The 23,146-nt window shown below is 64.6% G+C and carries 23 protein-coding genes; 13 read left to right on the top strand and 10 right to left on the bottom strand.

The features are described from left to right. The first annotated feature begins 14 nt into the window (after positions 1–14). Together lepA and ACFDS3_RS05780 are read left to right on the top strand one after the other, a co-directional pair. Complete coding sequence (gene lepA / locus ACFDS3_RS05775) at positions 15–1,817, top strand: translation elongation factor 4 (protein WP_375261395.1); 1,803 nt, start codon at positions 15–17, stop codon at positions 1,815–1,817. A 2-nt stretch (positions 1,818–1,819) separates the two neighbouring features. After that, positions 1,820–3,049 carry a hypothetical protein gene (locus ACFDS3_RS05780; protein ID WP_375261396.1) on the top strand — a complete coding sequence of 410 codons (1,230 nt, stop codon included), beginning with the start codon at positions 1,820–1,822 and terminating at the stop codon, positions 3,047–3,049. A 56-nt stretch (positions 3,050–3,105) separates the two neighbouring features. Here ACFDS3_RS05780 and ACFDS3_RS05785 read toward each other — a convergent pair whose 3' ends face one another. From ACFDS3_RS05785 to glyA, 4 genes are all read right to left on the bottom strand, one after another. Beyond that, positions 3,106–3,348, bottom strand: a complete 243-nt coding sequence (locus tag ACFDS3_RS05785) for a hypothetical protein (RefSeq protein WP_375261397.1) — start codon at positions 3,346–3,348, stop codon at positions 3,106–3,108. A 145-nt stretch (positions 3,349–3,493) separates the two neighbouring features. Further along, entirely contained in the window at positions 3,494–3,631 is a 138-nt protein-coding gene (locus ACFDS3_RS05790; RefSeq protein ID WP_375261398.1) for an entericidin EcnAB, read from the bottom strand. A gap of 60 nt (positions 3,632–3,691) precedes the next feature. Continuing rightward, positions 3,692–4,444: an alpha/beta fold hydrolase gene (locus ACFDS3_RS05795; protein ID WP_375261399.1), complete on the bottom strand. Its 753-nt coding sequence runs from the start codon at positions 4,442–4,444 to the stop codon at positions 3,692–3,694. Between the two features lie 31 nt (positions 4,445–4,475). Further along, positions 4,476–5,771 carry a serine hydroxymethyltransferase gene (gene glyA / locus ACFDS3_RS05800; RefSeq protein ID WP_375261400.1) on the bottom strand — a complete coding sequence of 432 codons (1,296 nt, stop codon included), beginning with the start codon at positions 5,769–5,771 and terminating at the stop codon, positions 4,476–4,478. 134 nt (positions 5,772–5,905) lie between these two features. Between glyA and ACFDS3_RS05805 the strand changes: the two genes are divergently transcribed. Next, positions 5,906–6,667, top strand: a complete 762-nt coding sequence (locus ACFDS3_RS05805) for an NAD kinase (protein ID WP_375261401.1) — start codon at positions 5,906–5,908, stop codon at positions 6,665–6,667. Here the strand turns inward: ACFDS3_RS05805 and ACFDS3_RS05810 are convergent. Further along, complete coding sequence (locus tag ACFDS3_RS05810) at positions 6,664–7,641, bottom strand: DUF2125 domain-containing protein (protein WP_375261402.1); 978 nt, start codon at positions 7,639–7,641, stop codon at positions 6,664–6,666. The genes ACFDS3_RS05805 and ACFDS3_RS05810 overlap by 4 nt on opposite strands. A gap of 44 nt (positions 7,642–7,685) precedes the next feature. Between ACFDS3_RS05810 and ACFDS3_RS05815 the strand changes: the two genes are divergently transcribed. The 3 genes from ACFDS3_RS05815 to ACFDS3_RS05825 all read left to right on the top strand — a co-directional run bounded on the left by ACFDS3_RS05815 (position 7,686) and on the right by ACFDS3_RS05825 (position 11,625). Beyond that, positions 7,686–8,246: a gamma-glutamylcyclotransferase gene (locus tag ACFDS3_RS05815; protein WP_375261403.1), complete on the top strand. Its 561-nt coding sequence runs from the start codon at positions 7,686–7,688 to the stop codon at positions 8,244–8,246. Positions 8,247–8,310: 64 nt separating this feature from the next. Next, on the top strand, positions 8,311–9,465 hold the full coding sequence (locus ACFDS3_RS05820) for a biopolymer transporter ExbB (RefSeq protein WP_375261404.1): 1,155 nt from the start codon (positions 8,311–8,313) through the stop codon (positions 9,463–9,465). Positions 9,466–9,468: 3 nt separating this feature from the next. Beyond that, positions 9,469–11,625: a peptidoglycan -binding protein gene (locus tag ACFDS3_RS05825; protein WP_375261405.1), complete on the top strand. Its 2,157-nt coding sequence runs from the start codon at positions 9,469–9,471 to the stop codon at positions 11,623–11,625. 69 nt (positions 11,626–11,694) lie between these two features. Here ACFDS3_RS05825 and clpA read toward each other — a convergent pair whose 3' ends face one another. Both clpA and gloB read right to left on the bottom strand, forming a co-directional pair. Next, positions 11,695–14,019: an ATP-dependent Clp protease ATP-binding subunit ClpA gene (gene clpA / locus ACFDS3_RS05830; RefSeq protein ID WP_375261406.1), complete on the bottom strand. Its 2,325-nt coding sequence runs from the start codon at positions 14,017–14,019 to the stop codon at positions 11,695–11,697. A gap of 189 nt (positions 14,020–14,208) precedes the next feature. Next, positions 14,209–14,973 carry a hydroxyacylglutathione hydrolase gene (gene gloB, locus ACFDS3_RS05835; protein ID WP_375261407.1) on the bottom strand — a complete coding sequence of 255 codons (765 nt, stop codon included), beginning with the start codon at positions 14,971–14,973 and terminating at the stop codon, positions 14,209–14,211. 65 nt (positions 14,974–15,038) lie between these two features. Here gloB and ACFDS3_RS05840 point away from each other — a divergent pair, with 65 nt between their 5' ends. The 7 genes from ACFDS3_RS05840 (at position 15,039) to ACFDS3_RS05870 (ending at position 21,305) form a co-directional block, all read left to right on the top strand. After that, the gene (locus ACFDS3_RS05840) at positions 15,039–15,815 is read left to right on the top strand and encodes a methyltransferase domain-containing protein (RefSeq protein WP_375261408.1); all 777 of its coding nucleotides are present in this window, start codon (positions 15,039–15,041) and stop codon (positions 15,813–15,815) included. A gap of 159 nt (positions 15,816–15,974) precedes the next feature. Further along, the gene (locus ACFDS3_RS05845) at positions 15,975–16,541 is read left to right on the top strand and encodes a F0F1 ATP synthase subunit delta (RefSeq protein ID WP_375261409.1); all 567 of its coding nucleotides are present in this window, start codon (positions 15,975–15,977) and stop codon (positions 16,539–16,541) included. After that, positions 16,542–18,077: a F0F1 ATP synthase subunit alpha gene (atpA, locus tag ACFDS3_RS05850; protein WP_375261410.1), complete on the top strand. Its 1,536-nt coding sequence runs from the start codon at positions 16,542–16,544 to the stop codon at positions 18,075–18,077. 31 nt (positions 18,078–18,108) lie between these two features. Beyond that, on the top strand, positions 18,109–18,990 hold the full coding sequence (locus ACFDS3_RS05855; RefSeq protein WP_375261411.1) for a F0F1 ATP synthase subunit gamma: 882 nt from the start codon (positions 18,109–18,111) through the stop codon (positions 18,988–18,990). 19 nt (positions 18,991–19,009) lie between these two features. After that, positions 19,010–20,431, top strand: coding sequence for a F0F1 ATP synthase subunit beta (gene atpD / locus ACFDS3_RS05860; protein WP_375261412.1), 1,422 nt, complete (start codon positions 19,010–19,012; stop codon positions 20,429–20,431). A gap of 52 nt (positions 20,432–20,483) precedes the next feature. After that, positions 20,484–20,921, top strand: a complete 438-nt coding sequence (locus ACFDS3_RS05865) for a F0F1 ATP synthase subunit epsilon (RefSeq protein ID WP_375261413.1) — start codon at positions 20,484–20,486, stop codon at positions 20,919–20,921. 39 nt (positions 20,922–20,960) lie between these two features. Beyond that, on the top strand, positions 20,961–21,305 hold the full coding sequence (locus ACFDS3_RS05870; protein ID WP_375261414.1) for an H-type lectin domain-containing protein: 345 nt from the start codon (positions 20,961–20,963) through the stop codon (positions 21,303–21,305). A gap of 3 nt (positions 21,306–21,308) precedes the next feature. Here the strand turns inward: ACFDS3_RS05870 and ACFDS3_RS05875 are convergent, their stop codons facing one another. The 3 genes from ACFDS3_RS05875 to rplS all read right to left on the bottom strand — a co-directional run bounded on the left by ACFDS3_RS05875 (position 21,309) and on the right by rplS (position 23,100). Beyond that, a complete protein-coding gene (locus ACFDS3_RS05875) occupies positions 21,309–22,118 on the bottom strand; it encodes a division plane positioning ATPase MipZ (RefSeq protein ID WP_375261415.1) in 810 nt (269 codons plus the stop codon). A gap of 341 nt (positions 22,119–22,459) precedes the next feature. Beyond that, a complete protein-coding gene (rpmE, locus tag ACFDS3_RS05880; RefSeq protein WP_375261416.1) occupies positions 22,460–22,681 on the bottom strand; it encodes a 50S ribosomal protein L31 in 222 nt (73 codons plus the stop codon). Positions 22,682–22,692: 11 nt separating this feature from the next. Then, entirely contained in the window at positions 22,693–23,100 is a 408-nt protein-coding gene (gene rplS, locus ACFDS3_RS05885; RefSeq protein WP_375261417.1) for a 50S ribosomal protein L19, read from the bottom strand. Positions 23,101–23,146 lie beyond the last annotated feature (46 nt).

Here is a 23,146-nt window from a genome sequence, read left to right on the forward strand (position 1 = left end):
CGCATATCCCAGACATGACCGAGCTCAAGTACATCCGCAATTTCTCCATCGTCGCGCATATCGACCACGGGAAATCCACTCTGGCCGACCGGCTGATCCAGTTGACCGGCACGGTGGCCGAGCGCGACATGCAGGACCAGCTGCTCGACAGCATGGACATCGAGCGCGAGCGCGGCATCACCATCAAGGCCAACACGGTCCGGATCGAGTATCCGGCCAAGGACGGCCATACGTATGTGCTCAACCTGATCGACACGCCGGGCCACGTGGACTTCGCCTACGAGGTCAGCCGGTCTATGCAGGCGGTCGAGGGGTCGCTTTTGGTCGTCGACGCCTCCCAGGGGGTCGAGGCGCAGACGCTCGCCAACGTCTATACCGCGATGGAGGCCGATCACGAGATCGTCCCTGTCCTGAACAAGGTCGATCTGCCTGCCGCCGACGTGGATCGGGTCAAGACCCAGATCGAGGACGTCATCGGCATTGAGGCGCATGACGCGGTGCAGATCTCGGCCAAGACGGGTGTGGGCATCCCCGACGTGCTCGAAGCCATTGTGCAGCGTTTGCCCGCCCCGACCGCAGGCGACCGCGACGCGCCGCTCAAGGCGATGCTGGTGGACAGCAAGTACGACCAGTATCTGGGCGTCATCGTCATCGTGCGCATCATCGACGGCGTCCTCAAGAAGGGCGACCGCATCCGCATGATGAAGACCGGCGGCACATATGACGTGGACGACGTCGGCATCTACCGTCCCGCCATGACCCCGGTGGACGAGCTGGGACCGGGCGAGATCGGCTATCTCAATGCGTCGATCAAGCAGGTCCGCGACACCCGCGTCGGTGACACGATCACCCATGAGAAACGGCAATGTGCGCAGGCGCTTCCGGGCTTCAAGCCGTCGGTCCCGGTGGTGTTCTGCGGTCTGTTCCCCGTGGACACCAACGATTTCGACGACATGCGCGACGCCATCGAAAAGCTCGCCCTGAACGACGCCTCCTTCACCTACGAGATGGAGACGTCGGCCGCGCTCGGCTTCGGCTTCCGCTGCGGGTTCCTGGGCCTCTTGCACCTCGAGGTGATCCGCGACCGGCTCGAGCGCGAGTGGAACATCGACCTGATCACCACCGCGCCTTCGGTGATCTACCACGTCCACATGCGCGACGGTACGCAGCTCGACCTGCACAACCCGGCCGACATGCCCGACATGACCTACGTGGATCACGTGGAAGAGCCGCGCATCAAGGCCACCATCCTCGTCCCCGACGAGTATCTGGGCGACGTGCTGAAGCTTTGCCAGGACCGACGGGGCATCCAGCTGGACCTGACCTATGCGGGCGCGCGGGCAATGGTGGTCTATGACCTGCCGCTGAACGAGGTCGTGTTCGACTTCTACGACCGCCTGAAATCGGTGACGAAAGGCTATGCCAGCTTCGACTACCAGATGATCGGCTACCGCGAGGACAACCTCGTGAAGATGCAGGTTCTCGTGAATGACGAGCCTGTGGACGCGCTGTCGATGATGGTCCACCGCGATCGGGCCGAGATGCGCGGCCGCGCCATGTGCGAAAAGCTGAAAGAGCTGATCCCCCGCCACATGTTCAAGATCCCGATCCAGGCCGCGATCGGCGGCCGCGTGATCGCGCGCGAGACGCTCTCGGCGATGCGCAAAGACGTGACGGCCAAATGCTACGGCGGAGACGCCACCCGGAAGCGCAAGCTTCTGGACAAGCAGAAGGCCGGCAAGAAGAAGATGCGTCAGTTCGGCAAGGTCGAGATCCCGCAGGAGGCGTTCATCAATGCGCTGAAGATGGATGGATAGCTATGTCGACTATTCCTGACTCCCGAGGCTTTGATGAGCTGCGCGAAGTTTTGGCTGATTTTGATCAGTTCAAAGATGTCCTTCCAAAGCGATTCAATCGCCTGCTGTTCCGCCGCCTGAGGCGTTTGACTGGGACGCAGGCTGATTGGGGTCAGATAATTGGTGTCTCACAAACTACCGTTGGCAACTGGGAGCGTGGTTATACGGTCCCCAATCGCTACTATCGTAGACATATAGTGCGCGCCTGTGAGGAGATGGAGGCACGCTTGGCAAGCGCGTATTCCGACCCTCAATATGAACTCGGCCATAGAATAGATCCAGTGGCGACGTCACGAGATCTAGATCATAGCATACTCCGCGCAGCTTTAACGGATTTCGACTACGATTCAATTAACCAGCGTATCATCCCAGTTCCGTTCCAAGGCGACTTCGACGATGATCTCGCTGCGGAAATTGCTGAGGATCGTACAAACCTCTTGGAATCCTTGGCACGACAAGCAGAATTTATTAAGGAAAGTCTGACCGAAGATTCCAATCTTAGCGAGCGAAGGCTTGTCCGGCTACTTGAGCAGTACGCTGGAGAGGTGAAGGCAGAGGCGCCTAACCCTCGGTTACTTAATAGATTCGGTTCAACAATATCCCGTGTTGCTAATTCCGATGATTTTAGAGGTATAGTTAACGATATAGACCTAGAATCCATTGATGGGTTCACGCGCGATCATCTAGAGCTTATGCGCCTTTACTTCAAGGAGGCTCTTTCTAGGGCTCAAGAGATTGATGGATCGGAAGTTCTGAATGACGCGGAGGTCGGAGACGCAGAGTTTCGTGATATTGCACGTATTATGGAAGGCGCTACTACAGCGAGTGATGCACGGTTTGTGGATCCCTCTATTCCAACGCTCCTTCGGGACATAGCGACGGAAATTCGCGATCTTAACGAAGCAATTGTTCTTACTAGCGATGACCGCCGAGCAAATATTTTTCGGCGGAGGAGGTTGGAGGCATTCAAGAATGGCGGCGTTTATGTGGGGAGATTCGTGTTCTTTGGTGCCCTCTTAGCGTCGGTATCTGTGCCGGGCGTAGTCGAGATTATGGGAGCTCTCTCTCTTATTGTGGCAGTCACTGAGGGTGCTGCTCCAGGAACCATTAGAGATCAGTACGAGAAATTGCGTGAAAAGTTTCCTGCCCTTCCGTCATTGCCGGAAAGGGTTGATGAAAATGAACCTAGCTAATCTCATTCGAGACGAAGCTTTATTCGGTTGGTGGTAACGAAGGTCGCTGTCCCCCCTTAATACGCCGGAGGATCGCTTGCCGGGAAGCTCTCGTCCATAGCCTCATCCACGCGGTCCCACTTGTCCTGGCGGTCGCGCATCGCGTTGGGGCCGGCATCCCGGACCTGGGCGGGAGAGCCCTCTGGGCCGCCTTCGCCGCGCGCATAGGCGACGCGGTTACCGTCGGTTTTGGTCAGCCAGCGGGCGATCAGGACGCCGCCAAGGATCAGCACGGGTTTTGAGGTCAGCAAGCGGAACATGGGTCGTCTCCGTATTGGGCGTCTTTACTGGTTCTAGCGCCGCAGCGCGCCGTCTGTTCCGCGTGAGACCCCACTTTTTGCAGGGGCGTGAACGAAAGCGGGCCGCGTCCATCGACACGGCCCGAGGCACTGGAATGGCAAGGAATCAGAGGTCGTTCTGAACTTCCTGAGCCGAGCCCTGGACGAACTCGCCCGTATTCTCGACGTCCTGGCCGAGGCCTCCGACGGTTTCGCAGGCGGCGAGGCCAAGAAGGGCCACGAAGGCGGTCAAATAGATGCGCATGTTTGCTCTCCCGATTGTGTTCAGGGAGTCAAGTCGCGAGAGCGCGTCGCGTTCCCTCGGCTAGGCGCGGACGAGAAATGCGCGGATCGTCGCCTCGACCTCGCGCGGCTTCTCGGCGTGCAGCCAGTGCCCGGCATCGGGGATCGAGGCGAAACGCGCCTTGGAAAACAGGGCCCGGATCTGCGGGCGGCTTCCGGGGGTGACGTAGTCGCTGTCGGCACCGCTGAGGAACAGGGCCGGCTTGGGAAAACTGCCCGAGATGTCCGGCCAGCCCACGATCTTCGGCATCTCTCGGGCCAGCACGTCGAGGTTGAGGTTCCAGCACTTGTTCTGCACGTCGAGGCTTTGCAGCAGGAACGCGCGCACGCCCTTCGTGTCGATCTTCTCCGCAAGCAGGGCGTCGGCTTCGCTACGGGTCGAGATCTTGTCCAGGTCGAAGGACTTCATTGCCTCGACCAGGTGGGCCTGCGTGTGGTCGTAGGCCACGGGGGCGATGTCGGCGACGATCAGGCGGTCGACAAGCTCGGGCCGGGTGAGCGCGAGGACCATCGACGCCTTCCCGCCCATCGAGTGGCCCAGTACGTGGCTTGGCCCCTCGAGCGTATCCGCCAGATCCCCGGCGAGCGCCTTATAGGAGTGGTCGTCGGACCATCCGGACGCGCCGTGGTTTCGCATGTCCACGGCCGTGACCCGGAAGCGGTCCGACAGCCGCTTCTGGATTACGCCCCAGTTGCGCGCCGAGCCGAAGAGGCCGGGCACGATCAGAAGGGCAGGCGCGTCCTCGGGTCCCGAAATCGTCGTCTCGAGCTTCATGCCTGCCTCGCCGAAAGCTGCGCCGCGCCGGTCACAGCTGCGGGTAGATCGGGAAGCGCGCGCAAAGCTCGGCGACTTCGCCGCGCACGGCTGTCTCGACCTCGGAATTGCCGTCAGCACCGTTGGCCGCGAGGCCGTCCACGACCCGCACGATCCAGTCGCCGATCTGGCGGAACTCCGGCTCGCCGAAGCCGCGGGTGGTGCCGGCGGGGGTGCCGAGGCGGACGCCGCTGGTGATCGTGGGCTTCTCGTCGTCGAACGGAATGCCATTCTTGTTGCAGGTGATGTGCGCCCGGCCAAGCGCGGTCTCAGTCGCGTTGCCCTTCACGCCCTTGGGGCGCAGGTCGACCAGCAGAAGATGGCTGTCGGTTCCGTTCGTCACGATGTCGAGGCCGCCCTTCATCAGTTGATCCGCCAGTGCCTGCGCGTTCTCGATCACCTGCCGCTGATAGGTCTTGAAGCCGGGTTCGAGCGCCTCCTTGAAGGCGACGGCCTTGCCGGCGATCACATGCATCAGCGGACCGCCCTGGATGCCGGGGAAGATCGCCGAGTTGACCTTCTTGGCGATGGTCTCGTCATTCGTCAGGATCATGCCGCCACGCGGGCCGCGCAGCGTCTTATGGGTCGTCGTGGTCACGACATGGGCGTGCGGGAAGGGTGAGGGGTATTCGCCCGCGGCCACGAGGCCCGCGAAATGGGCCATGTCCACCAGAAGGTAAGCGCCGACTGAATCTGCGATCTCGCGCATCTTCGCGAAGTCGATGACCCGCGGGATGGCCGAGCCGCCGGCGATGATGAGCTTCGGCTCATGCTCTTTCGCGAGGGCGGCGACCTGGTCGTAGTCTGGCAGCATGTCCTGCCGCTTTACGCCGTACTGGATCGCGTTGAACCACTTGCCCGACTGGTTCGGCTTGGCGCCGTGGGTGAGGTGCCCGCCGGCGTCGAGGCTCATCCCCAGGATCGTGTCGCCGGGCTGGATCAGCGCGGTGAAGACGCCCTGGTTCGCCTGGCTGCCCGAATTCGGCTGCACGTTCGCATACTTGCAGCCGAACAGCTGCTTGGCGCGCTCGATCGCGAGGGTCTCGACCACGTCGACGTACTGGCAGCCGCCGTAATAGCGCTTGCCCGGGTAGCCTTCGGCATACTTGTTCGTCAGGACGGAACCCTGCGCCTCCATCACGGCGCGGCTGACGATGTTCTCGGACGCGATCAGTTCGATCTCGTCGCGCTGCCGGCCGAGTTCCTGGCCCATGGCTTCGCTCAGTTCGGAGTCGATTTCGCTGAGGCTCTTGGTGAAGAAGCCTTCGTCGCGGTGGGGCGCGTTCATCGGGCCGGTCCTTTCCTCTGACGGTTCGCCGCTCCATTAAACTGATCATTCCCTCTGGGAAAGGGGATCGCGCGACGCACCGCTTGCGTTTCGCGACCTCGCGGGCAACGGTTCGCGCACCGAGGGGGAATTGGATGAGCCGAAAGATCGCCTTCATAGCCAGCCGCAGCGAGGTCGCGCAGAAGGCCCTGTCCATGCTCAGCCGCAGGTACGGGCACGCGGCGCCCGACGAGGCCGACGTGGTCGTCGCCTTGGGCGGTGATGGACACATGCTGCATACACTGCACAAGACGCAGAAGCTGCGCGCGCCCGTTTATGGCATGAACTGCGGCACCATCGGCTTCCTGATGAACGCGTATCGTGAGGATGACCTGCTGGAGAGGCTCGACGCCGCCGAGCAGGAGGACATCAACCCCTTGTCGATGCAGGCCACCCGTGCCGACGGGACAATCGAGACGCATCTCGCGATCAACGAGGTATCGCTTTTGCGGCAAGGTCCGCAGGCGGCAAAGCTGTCGATCCAGGTGGACGGTCGACTGCGGCTCGAAGAACTGGTCTGCGACGGCGCGCTGGTTGCCACGCCGGCGGGATCTACTGCCTACAATTATTCGGCCCATGGACCGATCCTGCCCATCGGCGCCGACGTGCTGGCCCTTACGGCCGTAGCCGCCTTCCGGCCCCGCCGCTGGCGCGGCGCGCTGCTGCCCAAGACCGTGAGGGTCCGCTTTGATGTCCGCGAGGCCGAGAAGCGGCCGGTGATGGCGGACGCGGACGGCCATTCGGTGCGGGACGTCGTGTCGGTCGAGGTGATGAGCGAGCCGCGGGTGACCCACTCGATCCTGTTCGATCCCGGACACGGCCTGCAGGAGCGGCTCATCCAGGAGCAGTTTGTCTAGAGCCGCGGCGCCTCGCCCAGCGGGATCGGCCCGAGGTAGACCCGGCCGTCGCGGAAGTTCAGCGGGAGTTCCAGACGATCCGCGTCGCCGGCCACGAACTGAAGCGCCTGCCGGACCTGCTCAGTCCGGTTCCGCGGGATCAGGCCGGCCGCGACGGCAATGTCCACAGCGTGCTGCCAATTCGTCAAGGTTGCCTCGACCTCGCCGGTCAATGCGCCGTCGGCCCCGACGACCACGCTGCCGGCGGCGTTGAGGCCGAAATCGCCCCAGTCGATGTCGAGGCGCGAGATGTCGATCTGGCGGATGTCGACCGGCTCCCCCTCGATCGTGTCGCGGTCGATCGGCTCGGCCAGCGTCACCGTCGCGTCGAGCGTCGCGCCGTCCAGCGTCGCCATTCCTTCGAGGCCCAGCTGTCCAGCCAGTGTCGGAGGCAGAGTGACGTCGTCAAGCGTCACGCCGATGTTCTGCACTCGTCCGTCCTCAGCGCCCTCCGGGATGCGGCTTGCCGCCAGCACGCGCGCCGCCGTCAGGGACAGCCCTTCGGACGCGATTCTCAGGTCCTCGATGACGAGGTTCGCGTGGTCCAGGGCTAGGTTCGCCGACGGTGTCAGCGTCATCGACGCGCGCGCGTCGTCGGTCGTGATTTCGGCGCTGCCGAGCGGGCCCGACAGGCTTTGCTCGTGCGGGAAGGCGGCGATCAGCTGGTTCGGGCGATAGCTCAGCGCAAAGACCTGCAGGAACGGTGCGCTCCACCCGATGCCCGAATCCAGGCGGACACGCGGCTCTTCGATGATCGTGTCGAAGCGGTTGGGAAAACCCGTCACGTCGAGCGATGCCACCTCTACCTCGACGCCGTTTCCGCGCGCCCGTTCGATCGCGTCCCGCAGCGCACCTTCCAGTGCGCGCGCGCCGACGAACCAGTAGGCCGACCAACCGCCCGCGGCGAGCAGGATCGCAAGAATGAGCAGTCGCATCGCTGGCCTTTCACGTCAGGTGCGCAAGCGATATACGCCCCGGCATGGCGCAACAAGAACATGACGGCGCGATGTGGGTCTTCGGCTACGGCTCGCTCGTGTGGAATCCCGAGTTTCCCGTGGCCGAGCGGATCGTCGCGCGGCTGGATGCGTATGCGCGGTCATTCTGCATGTCGTCCATCCACCATCGGGGCACGCCCGAGATGCCGGGCCTCGTGCTGGCGCTGGACGAACGGGACGGTGCGACCTGCACCGGCCTCGCTCTGCGGGTCGAGCCCGGGCACGAAGACCCCACGCTCGCCATGCTGCGCGAGCGCGAGTTGGTGTCGTCGGCCTACCTCGAACGGCGGCTCCCGCTGGACCTGGCCGATGGCCGGCGGATCGAGGCGGTCGCCTACGTGATCGACCAGGCGCACGAGCAGTACATGCAGGAACTGGACCTTGAGGCGCAGGCGCGGATCATCGCCGCCGCCACGGGCGGCCGGGGGCCGAATGACGAGTACCTGCACAACACGACGGCACACCTGACCCATCTGGGCATCGCTGACCCCGATCTCGACTGGTTGAGCACACGTGTCCGGAAGTTGCGCCAACAGCAGGAATGACGCCCTTGGCCCCCGGAAGCCCTTGATTTAAGGTCGCGCGAACAAAGTAGAGCAGGACAAGCCGATGCAGCGCGGCACCGAGCGCGGCCAGCGCCCGATCTTCACCCAGCCGATCCGGCAGATCGTCTCGATGGTTGTGGTTCTCGTCCTCGTGGGCATCGGCATCTTCGTCGCCCTGCCAAACGTCCTGCCGGTGTTCCTGAACAACCCGTATCTGAACGGGTTCATCGCCTTCGTCTTTCTCGTGGGCGTGCTGGCGTGCTTTTGGCAGGTGTTCCAGCTCATGCAGTCGGTCAGCTGGCTCGAAGGGTTCGTGCGCGACGATCCGGATCTGACCTTCTCGGCCGCGCCACGCCTCCTGGCGCCGCTTGCATCGCTCTTGCGGTCCCGCGGGCGCGAGATGCAGATTTCCGCGACCTCGTCACGCTCAATCCTCGATTCCGTGGCGACCCGGATCGACGAGGCGCGCGATATTACGCGCTACCTCGTTAACCTGCTGATCTTCCTCGGCCTTCTGGGAACCTTTTACGGCCTTGCCACGACCATTCCGGCGATCGTGGATACGATCCGCGCGCTCGCCCCGACCGAGGGCGAGGATGGCATGGCGCTGTTCGGCCGCCTGATGGACGGTCTCGAAGCGCAGCTGGGCGGCATGGGCGTGGCGTTCGGCTCGTCTCTTCTGGGCCTCGCGGGATCGCTCGTCGTCGGACTTCTCGAACTCTTCGCGAGCCACGGCCAGAATCGGTTCTACCGCGAACTCGAGGAATGGCTCTCGACGATCACCAAGCTGGGCTTCGCGGGCTCGGACGCTGACGGCGCGGGAGAGGTCGGCACGAGCGAGATCCTCGAGCACATGGTGGGCCAGATCGATCGGTTGCAGGACCTGTTCGCACAGGGCGAGGCGGCGCGCGCCAATACCGATCGCCGGCTGGGCCAGCTTGCCGAGGGGCTGGCGCTCCTGCACGACCGGCTGGAGGGCGAGGGCGATCTGTCGGCCGCCCTCGCGCGGGTGGCCGAGGGGCAGGACAAGCTGGGCGACGCGCTCACGGATGCCTCGGCGGGGACGCTCGACGCGGAAAGCAAGATGCGCCTGCGGTCGATCGACGTGCAGATGCTGCGGCTGCTCGAGGAGATGGCCGCCGGACGGCACGAAACGACGGCCGAGCTGCGCCAGGAGCTCCGTCAGATCACACGGGCGCTGGGGCGCGTAGCGGGGTAAGGTATGGGACTGTCGCGCCGCTCCACACAGCGGGTCACGGCGAATATTTGGCCCGGCTTCGTCGATGCGGTGACGTCGCTCCTGATGGTCATGACCTTCGTGCTGACGATCTTTATCGTCGTGCAATACGTTCTGCGCGAAGAGATCTCGGGGCAGGAGAGCCAGCTCGACGAGTTGAACATCGAGCTGACGAACCTCGCCCGCGCGCTTGGCGCCGCAACCGACCGCGCCGAACGCCTGAGCGCGGAACGCGACGCCCTGAGCGCCGAGGCCGAGCGTCAGGGCGGCGTCATTACCACGCTGCGCGGCCGCCTCAGCGAACAGTCCGCGCAGATCGCCAGCTTCGAAGAGCAGGTCGCGTCGCTTCTGACCACGCGGGAGGAAGACCGCGCACAGATTGCCGAGCTGCAGGACGAGCGCGAGAGCCTTGAGGCCCGCGAGGCCGAGCTGATGTCCGAGCAGGAGGCGCTGAACCTCGCGCTTGCGCAGGCGCGGGACGAAGTTGATGCAGCCGCTGAAGAGGTCCGCCTTGCCGCCGCTCGCCGCGAGGCGCTTCAGGCGCTGATCGCGCAGCTCGAAACCGAGGCAGAGCAGGACGACCAGCGGATTGCCGCGCTTGAGGATACCGTCGCCGGGTCGGACGCGCAGGTGGCATCGCTCGAATCCGAGCTGTCCGATGAGGAGGCCGCGCGCCTTGCCGAGGCCGCCGCCGCAGAAGCCCTGCGCGAGCGGCTCCGGGAGAGTGATGCCGAACTGACCGCCATGTCCCTTGCGCTCGAAGAGCAGCGCCGCGAGGCCGAAGAGACGCTGACCCTGCTGGCCGCTGCCGAGGCGGCGCAAGTAGACTTGAACGACCAGCTGATTGCCGCGCTTCTTGCGCGCGACGAGGCAGCCGAAGAGCGCGATAGCCTGGAGGCTTCGCTATCCGACGTGCAGGCCCGCAACGCCGAGCTGGCAGAGGCGACCGAAGAGCGGGCCGCCGAACTGGCCGGGGCCGAGGAAGAACTTTCAGAGGCTCGAACGGCCGCGACCGAGGCGCGCCAACGGGCCGAGCGGTCGGCGGCGCTGTTGCAGGAGGCGCTGGCGCAGCAGGACGCGCAAGCGCGGGAGCTTGCCTCCATCTCGGATGCGCTCGACGCGGCAAGGGCGGCGCGACAGGCGTTCCAGGGCGACCTGGAGAGCGCCCGAGCCGAGTTGGAGGCCGCCGAAGCGGAAGCGGCCCGGCTGCGCGCCGAAGTTGGCCGCGAAGCCGACGAGCGAGACCGCCTCGCTGCGGCGCTTGCGGCCGCACAAAGCGAGGCGCAGGCCTTGGACGCGGCGCGAGAGACGCAGGTGGATCTGCGGGCGCAGCTCGAAGACGCCCTGGCGCTGAAACTCGAGGCCGAGAACCGCGCCCAGGAGCAGTTGAGCGAGGCGGAACGGCAGGATGCGCTTCTGGCCACGGCGCGGGAGCGTCTGGCCGAAGAACAGCAGGTCAGCGACGAGCGGCAGCGTGAGGTTGCGGCGCTCAACGCCCAGGTGGCCGAGCTGCGTGATCAACTCGGCACCTTACAGGCCCTTCTGAATGCCGCCGAGGAAGCCGATGCCGAAAGCGCGGCGCAGATCGAGTCCCTTGGCGCCGAACTGAATGCCGCCCTTGCCCGCGAGGCGATGGAGCAACGGCGGCGCGCCGAGCTTGAGGCTGCCGAACGCGAGCGGCTGGAGAACTACCAGTCCGAGTTCTTCGGACGGCTGCGCGAGGTTCTTGGCGATCGGGAGGGGGTGCAGATCGTCGGCGACCGCTTCGTCTTCTCCTCCGAGGTGCTGTTCCCGTCCGGTTCGGCGGATCTGTCGAGTGCGGGCCGCGAGCAGGTCCGGCGAGTGGCGAACCTGCTCAATGAGGTTGCCGACGAGATCCCTGACAACATCGACTGGGTCATCCGGGTCGACGGGCACACCGATGACGTGCCGTTGTCCGACGACGCGAATTTCGACGACAACTGGGAACTCAGCCAGGCTCGCGCCTTGTCGGTCGTGCGCTTCATGGCGGACGAGCTCGGCTTCCCGGAATGGCGGCTCGCGCCCACGGGGTTCGGCGAGTATCGCCCCGTGGATCCCCGGAAGACCCCGGCTGCGCGCGCGGCCAACCGCCGGATCGAGCTCAAGCTAACCGAGCGCTGAAGCCGACTTGAACAGATTTCTCGTCCAACGAATAACGCCCCGGTCCTAAGACCGGGGCGTTATTCTGTTTCACTCGGCCGTCAGAAGCGGAGGTCGTTTGGACGACAGTCGCTTCGTCTCGGGCGGGTTGATCCTCAGGTCGATCTCGCCGTCCTTGACGCCGACCTGCACCACGCCGCCCTTCGCCAGCTCGCCGAACAGCAGCTCTTCGGCCAAGGGCTTTTTGATGTATTCCTGGATCACGCGGCCCAGCGGGCGTGCACCCATCTTGTCATCGTAGCCCTTGTCGGCCAGCCATTCGGCCGCTTCCTGCGTCAGCTCGATCGAGACGTTACGGTCCATCAGCTGCGCTTCGAGCTGGAGCACGAACTTCTCGACCACCCGCATGATCACCTCCTTCGGCAGCGCGCCGAACGAGATCACCGCGTCCAGACGGTTGCGGAACTCGGGCGTGAAGGTCCGCTCGATCGCGGCGGTATCCTCGCCTTCGCGCTTGTCGCGGCCGAACCCGATGGCCTCCTTGGCCATGTCCGAGGCGCCGGCATTCGAGGTCATGATCAGGATCACGTTCCGGAAGTCCACCGAACGGCCGTTGTGGTCGGTCAGTTTGCCGTGGTCCATCACCTGCAGGAGGATATTGAACACGTCCGGGTGTGCCTTCTCGATCTCGTCGAGCAGCAGCACGCAGTGCGGGTGCTGGTCCACGCCGTCGGTCAGCATGCCGCCCTGTTCGAAGCCGACATAGCCCGGAGGCGCACCGATCAGACGCGAGACCGCGTGCTTCTCCATGTATTCCGACATGTCGAAGCGCAGCAGTTCGACGCCTAGCGTGTCCGACAGCTGCTTGGCCACCTCGGTCTTGCCGACGCCTGTGGGGCCGGCGAAGAGGTAGTTGCCGATGGGCTTCTCGGGCTCGCGCAGGCCGGCGCGGGCCAGCTTGATCGCGGCGGACAGCGCCTCGATCGCCTTGTCCTGACCGAACACGACGCGCTTGAGTGTGGCCTCGAGATCCTTCAGCACCGCCGCATCGTCCTTCGAGACGTTCTTGGGCGGAATGCGGGCGATCTTGGCGACGACGGCCTCGATCTCCTTCGTGCCGATGGTCTTGCGACGCTTGGACTGCGCCACGAGGTGCTGTGCCGCGCCGGCCTCGTCGATGACGTCTATTGCCTTGTCCGGCAACTTGCGGTCGTTGATGTAGCGGGCAGACAGTTCCACGGCGCTCTTGATCGCGTCGTGGGTGTAGCGGATGTCGTGGTGGTCCTCGAAGTAGGGCTTCAGGCCCTCGAGGATCTTCACGCTGTCATCCACGGTCGGCTCGTTCACGTCGATCTTCTGGAACCGGCGAGACAGGGCGCGGTCCTTCTCGAAGTGCTGGCGGAACTCCTTGTAGGTGGTGGAACCCATGCAGCGCAGCTTGCCGCCCTGAAGCGCGGGCTTCAGCAGGTTGGACGCGTCCATCGCGCCGCCGGACGTCGCGCCGGCGCCGATCACGGTGTGGATCTCGTCGATGAAGAGAACGGCGTCGTCGTGCTCTTCCATTTCTGTCATGACGGCCTTCAGGCGCTCTTCGAAGTCCCCGCGGTAGCGGGTGCCGGCGAGCAGCGCGCCCATGTCGAGCGAGTATATCGTCGTCTTCGAGAGGACCTCGGGGGTCTGCCCCTCGACGATCTTCTTCGCCAGGCCCTCGGCGATCGCGGTCTTGCCGACCCCGGGATCGCCCACCAGTAGCGGATTGTTCTTGCGCCTACGGCAGAGGACCTGCACGCAGCGCTCGACTTCGTGCTCGCGGCCGATCAGGGGATCGATGTCGCCCTTCTGGCTCTTGGCGTTGAGGTCGACGCAGTACTTGGCAAGCGCGGAGTCCTTGTTGTCCACGTCCTCGACATGGGTGTCCTCCTCGGCGTCCTCTTCGGGCGCACCCGAGACGGAGCGCGTTTCGGACTGCGACGGGTCCTTGGCGACGCCATGAGCGATGAAGTTGACCGCGTCGTAGCGGGTCATCTCCTGCTCCTGCAGAAAGAAGGCGGCGTTCGACTCGCGTTCGGCGAAGATGGCGACGAGCACGTTGGCGCCAGTGACCTCGGACCGGCCGGAGGACTGGACGTGAATTGCCGCGCGCTGGATCACGCGCTGGAAGGCGGCGGTCGGGACGGCCTCGTTGCCCTCGACCTCGGTCACGAGGGTCGAAAGGTCGTCGTCGATGAAGTCCACCAGCGTCTGCTTGAGGTCCTCGAGATCGACGGAACAGGCGCGCATGACCTTGGCCGCGTCCGGCTCGTCCGTGAGGGCGAGCAGGAGGTGCTCCAGCGTCGCGAGCTCGTGCCGACGCGTGTTCGCGAGGGCGAGAGCCTGGTGGATGGCTTGCTCGAGCGTGGTGGAGAATGACGGCACTGGGGTGCTCCTTATCGTTCGGGCGGGGCGACGCGGCGGGTCTTCTCCCTACCGTGGCCCCGTAAGCTTAAAGCTTGGTTGTTGCGGGCGCGGCTTCAAGCAATTTCTGATCGCGCGTCGTCACATTATTCGTGAGTTGCGAAACAACGACGCGGCATGGCGAAAGGATGTGCCGCCCGCGGACCGGGTTCAGAACGCATCCTTCCTGGCTCGGATTTCGGCGAACGCGGCCGCGTCGTCCGCCTGGGGCATAGATATGAGTTCTTTGACCTCCTGCAAGGAGGCCCTCAGAAACGGATTCGTCGCCTTTTCCTCGGCCAAGGTCGAGGGCACAGTGAACTGCCCCCGGTCACGGGCCGCCTCGACTTCGGCGACCCTTTTCTTCAGCGCCTCGTTGTCGGGTTCGATCGTCAGGGCAAAGCGCCCGTTGGCCAGGGTGTATTCGTGGCCCGAGCAGATCACGGTGTCCCCGGGCAGGGCGGCGAGCTTGCTCAAGCTTCTCCACATCATCTCAGGCGTTCCCTCGAAGACACGCCCGCAGCCGAGGGCCATCAGGCTGTCGGCCGTGAAGGCGGCGTTGGCGCCCGGCATATGGTAGGCGATGTGGCCGACCGTGTGGCCCGAGACGTCCATCACGCGCACCTCGAGCCCCTGGAACTGGAAGGCATCGCCGTCGCCGACCGTGCGGTCGAGCTTGGGCAGGCGGTGCGCGTCCTCGCGCCCGCCAGTAACCTGGATGCCGGGATACGCCTCTTTCAGCTGGGGCAGCCCGTCGACGTGATCGGCATGGTGGTGGGTGAACCAGACCTCGTCGAGCGACCAGCCCCGTTCGGCCAGCGCGTCGAGGATCGGCTGCGCCTCGGGGGCATCGACGAGCGCCGTGCGTCCGTTCTCGTGTATGAGGAAGGCGTAGTTGTCCGTACGACACGCTACGGTGACGATTTCGATGCTCATTGGAATGCCTCCCCCGAATAGTATGATCTAGACGGGGAACGGTAAGCCGGAGGGACAGCGCGGCAATGCATCTGGATGTGCAGGATCTGCGAAACTTCTACTACCGCACGAAGCTTGGTCGTGCGGCGCAGAAGGCGATCCGCGAGCAGGTCCGCGCCTTCTGGCCGAACGCGCACGGCGATTCCCTGGCAGGCTACGGTTTTGCGATTCCGCTGCTGCGGCCGCTGATGGTCGAAGCGCGGCGAACCATCGCGCTGATGCCGGGGGGGCAGGGGGTGATGCCCTGGCCGCCGGGGCAGGACAACATCTCGGTCCTCTGCGAAGAGACCCTGATGCCCCTGCAGACCGGGTTCCTCGACAAGCTGATCCTGCTTCACGGGCTCGAGACGTCGGACACGCCCGGGCGGCTCTTGCAGGAGTGTTACCGGGTCCTGGGGCCCGGCGGGCGGGCGCTGTTCATCGTGCCGAACCGCGCCGGGCTGTGGGCCCGAAACGACCGCACTCCGTTCGGCTACGGCCGGCCGTACAGCCTGTCGCAGCTCGAGGGGCTGTTGCGCAGCTATGATTTCAAGCCGCAGGGCCACGCGGCCGCGCTGTATCAGCCGGTTTCGGAAAAGCGATTCTGGCTGCGCTCGGCCGGGCTGATGGAAAGGTGGGGCCGGTCAATCACCGGGCGCTTCGCCGGCGGCGTCCTGATCGTCGAGGCGACCAAGCGCGTGCCGGCCCGGGCAGGGGGCGCGGGCGCGGCTGCGCGGACGCCCCTGCGCATCCTCGAAGGGGCGTCGCGACCGGTGCCGGGGCGAGCGTTGCAAAAAGATGACGGATGGTGCGCTAACAGGTGACGGAGGACCGTCGGCGCCCCTCTTTGCGCGGTTGCGGCCCCGCGCACCCTCTGCTAGATCAAGCGCGATTTTCGACGACGGGCCAGCGGCCCAAAGACCCGGCACATCGAGCCTCGCGCCCTTCGGACGCGGGTTTGGTGTGCGAGAAACATCGAAAGGGTGGACGTGTCCGAACCGACTTCGATCTCATCCGGCATTGCCAAGCGCTATGCCACGGCCATTTTCGAGCTGGCGAAGGAATCAAGTTCCATCGACCAGGTTGCGAACGACGCCGATACGCTCGCCTCGGCCCTGGCCGAAAGCGAAGCGTTTCGCGACCTGATCCATTCGCCGATCTACTCGCGCGAGGATCAGCGCAAGGCGATCGTCGCGCTTGCCGACAAGATGGGTCTGCACCGGATCACGTCGAATACCCTGCAGCTGATGGCCCAGAAGCGGCGCCTCTTCGTGCTGCGTGAACTGGCGCGGCAGCTGCGCCAGATGATCGCGCTCGAGCGGGGCGAGGTCACCGCCGAAGTGACGGCCGCGCAAGAGCTGTCCGATGACCAGCGCACACGTCTTGCCGCGGCGCTGAAGCAGGCCGTTGGCCGGGACGTGAACATCAGTCTTTCCGTCGACGAGCGCCTCATCGGCGGGCTCGTCGTCAAGGTCGGCTCGAAGATGATCGACACGTCGATCCGCTCGAAGCTCGACACCCTCCAGAACACCATGAAAGAGGTCGGATAAATGGGCATCCAAGCTTCCGAGATTTCCTCGATCCTCAAGGATCAGATCAAGAACTTCGGGCAAGAAGCCGAGGTCGCGGAGGTCGGTCGCGTGCTGTCCGTCGGCGACGGGATCGCCCGCGTCTACGGCCTCGACAGCGTTCAGGCCGGCGAGATGGTCGAGTTCCCGAACGGTATCCAGGGCATGGCCCTGAACCTGGAAAGCGACAATGTCGGCGTCGTGATCTTCGGCACCGACCGCGACATCAAGGAAGGCGACACCGTCAAGCGCACCAATTCCATCGTGGACGTGGGTGTGGGTGACGCGATGCTCGGCCGCGTGGTGGACGGCCTTGGCCAGCCCATCGACGGAAAGGGCGAGATCGCCTACGCCGAGCGCCGCGTGGCGGACGTGAAGGCGCCCGGCATCATGCCGCGGAAGTCCGTGCACGAGCCTATGGCGACCGGCCTCAAGGCCATCGACGCGATGATCCCGATCGGCCGCGGCCAGCGCGAGCTGATCATCGGCGACCGCCAGACCGGCAAGACCGCCGTGGCGATGGACGCGATCCTGAACCAAAAGAGCTACAACGACGCCGCCACGAACGAGGGCGACAAGCTATACTGCATCTATGTCGCGATCGGTCAGAAGCGTTCGACCGTGGCGCAGCTGGTGAAGAAGCTCGAAGAGACCGGGGCGATCGAATACACGACCGTCGTATCGGCCACCGCCTCCGAACCTGCGCCGATGCAGTATCTCGCACCCTACACCGCGACGGCGATGGCCGAGTACTACCGTGACAACGGACGCCACGCGCTCATCATCTACGATGACCTGTCGAAGCAGGCCGTGGCTTACCGTCAGATGTCGCTGCTGCTCCGTCGTCCGCCCGGCCGCGAAGCCTATCCGGGCGACGTGTTCTACCTCCATTCGCGCCTGCTCGAGCGGTCGGCCAAAATGGGCGACGAATACGGCAACGGCTCGCTGACGGCTCTGCCGCTCATCGAGACCCAGGGCGGCGACGTGTCGGCCTTCATTCCGACCAACGTGATCTCGATCACCGACGGCCAGATCTTCCTGGAAACCGACCTGTTCTACCAGGGCATCCGCCCGGCCGTGAACACCGGTCTGTCGGTGTCGCGCGTCGGCTCGTCGGCCCAGACCAACGCGATGAAGTCGGTCGCCGGCCCCGTGAAGCTGGAGCTCGCGCAGTACCGGGAGATGGCAGCCTTCGCGCAGTTCGGTTCCGACCTGGACGCAGCGACGCAGAAGCAGCTGAACCGCGGCCGGCGCCTGACCGAGCTGATGAAGCAGCCGCAATACGCGCCGCTGACCAATGCCGAGATCGTCTGCGTGATCTTCGCCGGCACGCAGGGCTACCTCGATGACGTGGCGGTCAGCGACATCCGTCGCTACGAGGAAGGCCTTCTGTCCTTCCTGCGCAACCAGCATCGTGACGTTCTGGACTGGCTGACGAACGAAGATCCCAAGATCAAGGGTGACGCGGCCGACCGGCTGAAGAAGGTCCTCGACGCCTACGCCGCGGACTTTTCCTGACACGGCCGGAACGGCGAAAGAGGAGGGCTGAATGGCCAACCTGAAGGACCTCAAGAACCGGATCTCCTCGGTCAAGAACACGAGGAAGATCACGAAGGCCATGCAGATGGTCGCGGCGGCCAAGCTCCGCCGTGCCCAGGAGGCCGCCGAAAATGCGCGCCCCTATGCGCAGCAGTTCGATGAAGTCATGGGCCAGCTCGCCGCATCCGTCGGCGACAGCCCGACCGCGCCGCTTCTGCTGCGCGGTACTGGGCAGCAAGAGACCCATCTTCTCGTCGTCATGACGGCCGAGAAGGGGCTCTGCGGCGGCTTCAACACGAACATCGTGAAGCGGGCGCAGACACGGATCCGCCAGCTCGTGTCCGAGGGCAAGACGGTCAAGATCATCACCGTCGGCAAGAAGGGACGCGCGGTCCTTCGCCGCAACTACGGCGACATGCTGATCGACCACGTGGACATGACGGATGTGAAGCGCGTGGGCTACGGTGACGCGCAGAGCATTGCGAAGAACGTGCTCGACCGGTTCGATAGGGGCGAATTCGACGTCGCCTACATCTACTACGGCGCATTCGAGAACGTGATGACGCAGGTCCCGACCGAGCAGCAGATCATCCCCGCCTCGTTCGACAAGCCCGAGGGCGACGCCTCAGGAGGCAGCACGCTGTTCGACTACGAACCGTCCGAGGAAGCGATCCTGGCCGACCTGCTGCCCCGCGGCGTGGCGACGCAGATCTTCGCGGCGCTTCTAGAGAACGGCGCGTCGGAGCAGGGTGCGCGGATGTCCGCGATGGACAGCGCGACGCGGAATGCGGATGACATGGTCGAGAACCTGAACCGTGAATACAACCGGACCCGCCAGGCCGTCATCACGAACGAGCTGATCGAAATTATTTCGGGCGCCGAGGCGCTCTAAGACGAACCGGAGAAACACCATGGCTGACGCTAAAGGCAGAGTGACCCAGGTCATCGGCGCCGTCGTCGACGTTCAGTTCGACGACCACCTGCCCGAGATCCTCAACGCGCTCGAAACCGACAACCACGGCAACCGCCTCGTGCTCGAGGTCGCCCAGCACCTCGGCGAGAACACCGTTCGCACCATCGCGATGGACGCGACCGAGGGCCTTGTCCGCGGTCAGGAAGTCCATGACACCGGCGGCGCAATCAAGATGCCGGTCGGCGACGCGACGCTCGGCCGGATCATGAACGTCATCGGTCAGCCCGTTGACGAAGGCGCTCCGATCGAGACCACCGAGTACCGCGAGATTCACCAGAAGGCGCCGGAATTCGCCCAGCAGTCGACCTCGTCCGAGATCCTCGTGACCGGCATCAAGGTGATTGACCTGCTCGCCCCGTACTCCAAGGGCGGCAAGATCGGCCTCTTCGGCGGTGCCGGCGTGGGCAAGACCGTCCTCATCATGGAGCTCATCAACAACATCGCGAAGGTGCACTCGGGCTATTCCGTGTTCGCCGGCGTGGGTGAGCGGACCCGTGAGGGCAATGACCTCTACCACGAGATGGTCGAGTCGAACGTCATCAAGCCGGACAACCTTCGGGAGTCCCAGGTGGCACTGGTCTACGGCCAGATGAACGAGCCTCCGGGAGCCCGGATGCGCGTCGCCCTGTCGGGCCTGACGCTGGCCGAGCACTTCCGCGATCAGTCGGGTTCGGACGTGCTGTTCTTCGTCGACAACATTTTCCGCTTTACGCAGGCGGGTTCCGAGGTGTCGGCGCTTCTGGGCCGCATCCCCTCGGCCGTGGGCTACCAGCCGACGCTAGCCACAGACATGGGCCAGATGCAGGAGCGGATCACCTCGACCAAGTCGGGCTCGATCACCTCGATCCAAGCCGTGTACGTTCCCGCGGACGACCTCACCGACCCGGCGCCGGCCACGACCTTCGCCCACCTCGACGCCACAACGGTTCTGTCGCGTTCGATCTCCGAGCAGGGCATCTACCCGGCCGTGGACCCGCTCGACTCGACCTCGCGCCTGATGGACCCGTCCATCCTGGGTGAAGAGCACTACCAGGTTGCGCGTGACGTGCAGGGCATCCTGCAGCGCTACAAGGAGCTGCAGGACATCATCGCGATCCTCGGCATGGACGAACTGTCGGAAGACGACAAGGCGACCGTGTCGCGGGCCCGGAAGATCCAGCGTTTCCTGTCGCAGCCCTTCGACGTGGCCAAGGTCTTCACCGGTTCGGACGGCGTGCAGGTTCCGATCGAGGACACGATCTCGTCCTTCAAAGCTGTTGTCGCGGGTGAGTACGACCACCTTCCCGAAGGTGCGTTCTACATGGTCGGCGGCATCGAAGACGTGAAGGCCAAGGCCGAGCGCATGAGCGAGAACGCCTGATCCAAGAGGGTGCGCGGGCCGACCTGCGCACCCGTCCCGAAGGAGAACCTGAATGGCCGACATGATGCAGTTCGACCTCGTCAGCCCCGAGCGCCGCGTCGCCTCGTACCGGGCGAGCGCGGTCAAGATCCCGGGCGTTGAAGGCGACCTCACCGCAATGGCGAACCACGTGCCGCTCATCACGACGCTGCGGCCTGGTGTGCTGCATGTCGAGGGCGAGCAGGGCACGGATGAATATGTGGTCACCGGCGGTTTCGCGCAGATCACGCCGGAAGGCGTGTCGGTGCTGGCGGAAGAAAGCTATCACCGCGACGAGATGAGCCAGGAGATTCTGGACCGCATGATCGACGAGGCGGCCGAGAAGCAGCGTCAGTCGATCGAAGCGTCGCACAACCAGCCCGGCCCGACCGACGATGCAGCGAAGCTGCTTTCGGACATGATGGCGATGGGGAGCCACATCGGCCTGTCGCCGAAGCAGCCCAACCTGTGACATGACGGGGGCCGGACATCCGGCCCCTGATCCCGTGCGATGACGGTGCTCACGCATATCTCGGTCGAACAGGGAACCGAGATGATCTTTTCCCACTACGATACCGGCGGCCCCATGTGGACGGGAAACGGTCCGCGCGAAGAGCGGAAGCGGGTGGTTTTCGACATTCCGTTCGCGACGGTGCCCAACGTGCACCTTTCGGCGAGCCTGTGGGACGTGGAAACCTCGTCGAACATTCGGCTGGATGTCTTCGCCACTGCGGTCTCGGAGCAGGGATTCGACATCGTCGCCCGTACTTGGGACGACACGCGGATAGCGCGGCTACGGGCGGACTGGCTGGCGATCGGAGGGGCGGTGGACCCCGACCTGTGGCGGCTGAGCTAGGTCTTAGAAATCCACGTCCACGCCGGGCAGATTCAGCGTGCGCAGCAGATCGCGCAGCTCTTGCCTCGCTGCGACGTTCGACAGGTTCAGCCCGCCGACACCCAGATCCTTGAGGTCGAGCAGAGTCAGTCCGCGCGGAAAGAGCTCACGGAAGATGACACGCTCGGAAAAGCCGGGGCAAACGCGGAAGCCGATGCGCTTGGCCAGATTATCGACCGCTTCGCCCATCCGCTTCTTGTTGCGCATCTGCTGCGAGCCAAGGCGGTTGCGCACCACGATCCAGTCGATCGGCGGCAGGCCCGCACGTGCGCGCAGCTGGCGCGCGTTCCAGACCATCTCGGAATAGACCGACGGCCCGAGGATCTTGTTCGTGTGGCCGTCCACGCGCGCGAGAAGGTCGAAGTCCACGAAGCTGTCGTTCAGAGGCGTCACGAGCGTGTCCGCAAGGCTGTGGGCGACCTGGCTGAGGCGCGTGTGCGAACCGGGACAGTCGATCAGGATGAAGTCGACAGTGCTTTCCAGCCCGGCCACCGCGCTCGACAGGCGGTGATCCTGGACGTTCTCGCCGGGGGCGACGGCTTCGGGGTCGGGGTCGGGCAGGAGGCGCCATTCTGGGGTCGGAAGGTCGAGGCCGGAGGACTCCATGAAGGCCATGCGATTCTCGATGTAACGGCCGAAGCTCTGCTGGCGCAAGTCGAGGTCAAGCGCCCCCACCTTGTGCCCCATCCGGGCGAGCGCCGTCGCCACATGCATCGAGGTCGTGGACTTCCCCGACCCGCCCTTTTCGTTGCCGACGACGATAATATGCGCCATGCCGCTCGCTATTCGTTACCTTCGGCCCCTCTATATGGGCGAAATACCGCCAATGGAAGCGCTCGGGGGCGCCTCTGCAGAGGTGTGGTCAAATCGCGATTCATCGCACACGGATGGCCGCGGAAGAGGTGCGAAGCGCGTGGGAGAACCGTGAGACCTCTGTAGGATTCGCGTGAGAGAATTGTGCCGCTATCGAGCCGCACAGGGTCCCACGTCGAGGGAGAGTGTCTTCGGTTCTTGGGAAGGTTGTGTCGCCGTCAGCCGGCGCACGGAGTTTTCGGACCCGCGGCCGTGCCCGCGCCACGATGGCGGCGCGGGCGATATCCAGAGCGTGGCGTCGATCAGAAGCCGAGGCCGGCGTACTTGTTCTTGAACTTCGACACGCGGCCGCCGGTGTCCATCAGGCGGGTCGAGCCGCCGGTCCAGGCGGGGTGCACCGACGGGTCGATGTCGAGCGCCATCTGGTCGCCTTCCTTGCCCCAGGTGGTGCGCATCTGGACGACGTCGCCGCTGACCAGCTTGATGTCGACCACGTGGTAGTCGGGGTGAATGTCCTTTTTCATCGTCGGCGTCCTTACTTGTCGGTCTGCGAGGAAGTGGCGCCCGAGCCCGCCTTGGGGGCGCGGTAGTTCGTCTGCTCGGCGATACGGGCCGACTTGCCGCGGCGCGACCGCAGGTAATACAGCTTCGAGCGGCGCACCTTGCCGCGACGGACGACCGTGATCGAGTCGATGTTGGTCGAGTAGAGGGGGAACACGCGCTCCACGCCCTCGCCGAAGCTGATCTTGCGCACGGTGAACGAGCCGGCGATGCCCTGGCCGTTCTTGCGGCTGATGCAGACGCCTTCGTAGTTCTGAACGCGGGTGCGGGTGCCCTCGGTCACCTTGTAGCCCACGCGGATCGTGTCGCCGGCCTTGAAGTCCGGGATCTCCTTGCCGAGCTCTTGAATCTGCTCGGCTTCGAGTTGTGCAATCAGGTCCATGCCTGTCACTCCTATCTCTGCCCAGGGTTTGCCCCCGGAGGTGTCT

Origin of the sequence: Palleronia sp. (genome assembly GCF_042089775.1) — a bacterium.
In the GTDB taxonomy this organism is placed as follows: domain Bacteria; phylum Pseudomonadota; class Alphaproteobacteria; order Rhodobacterales; family Rhodobacteraceae; genus Palleronia.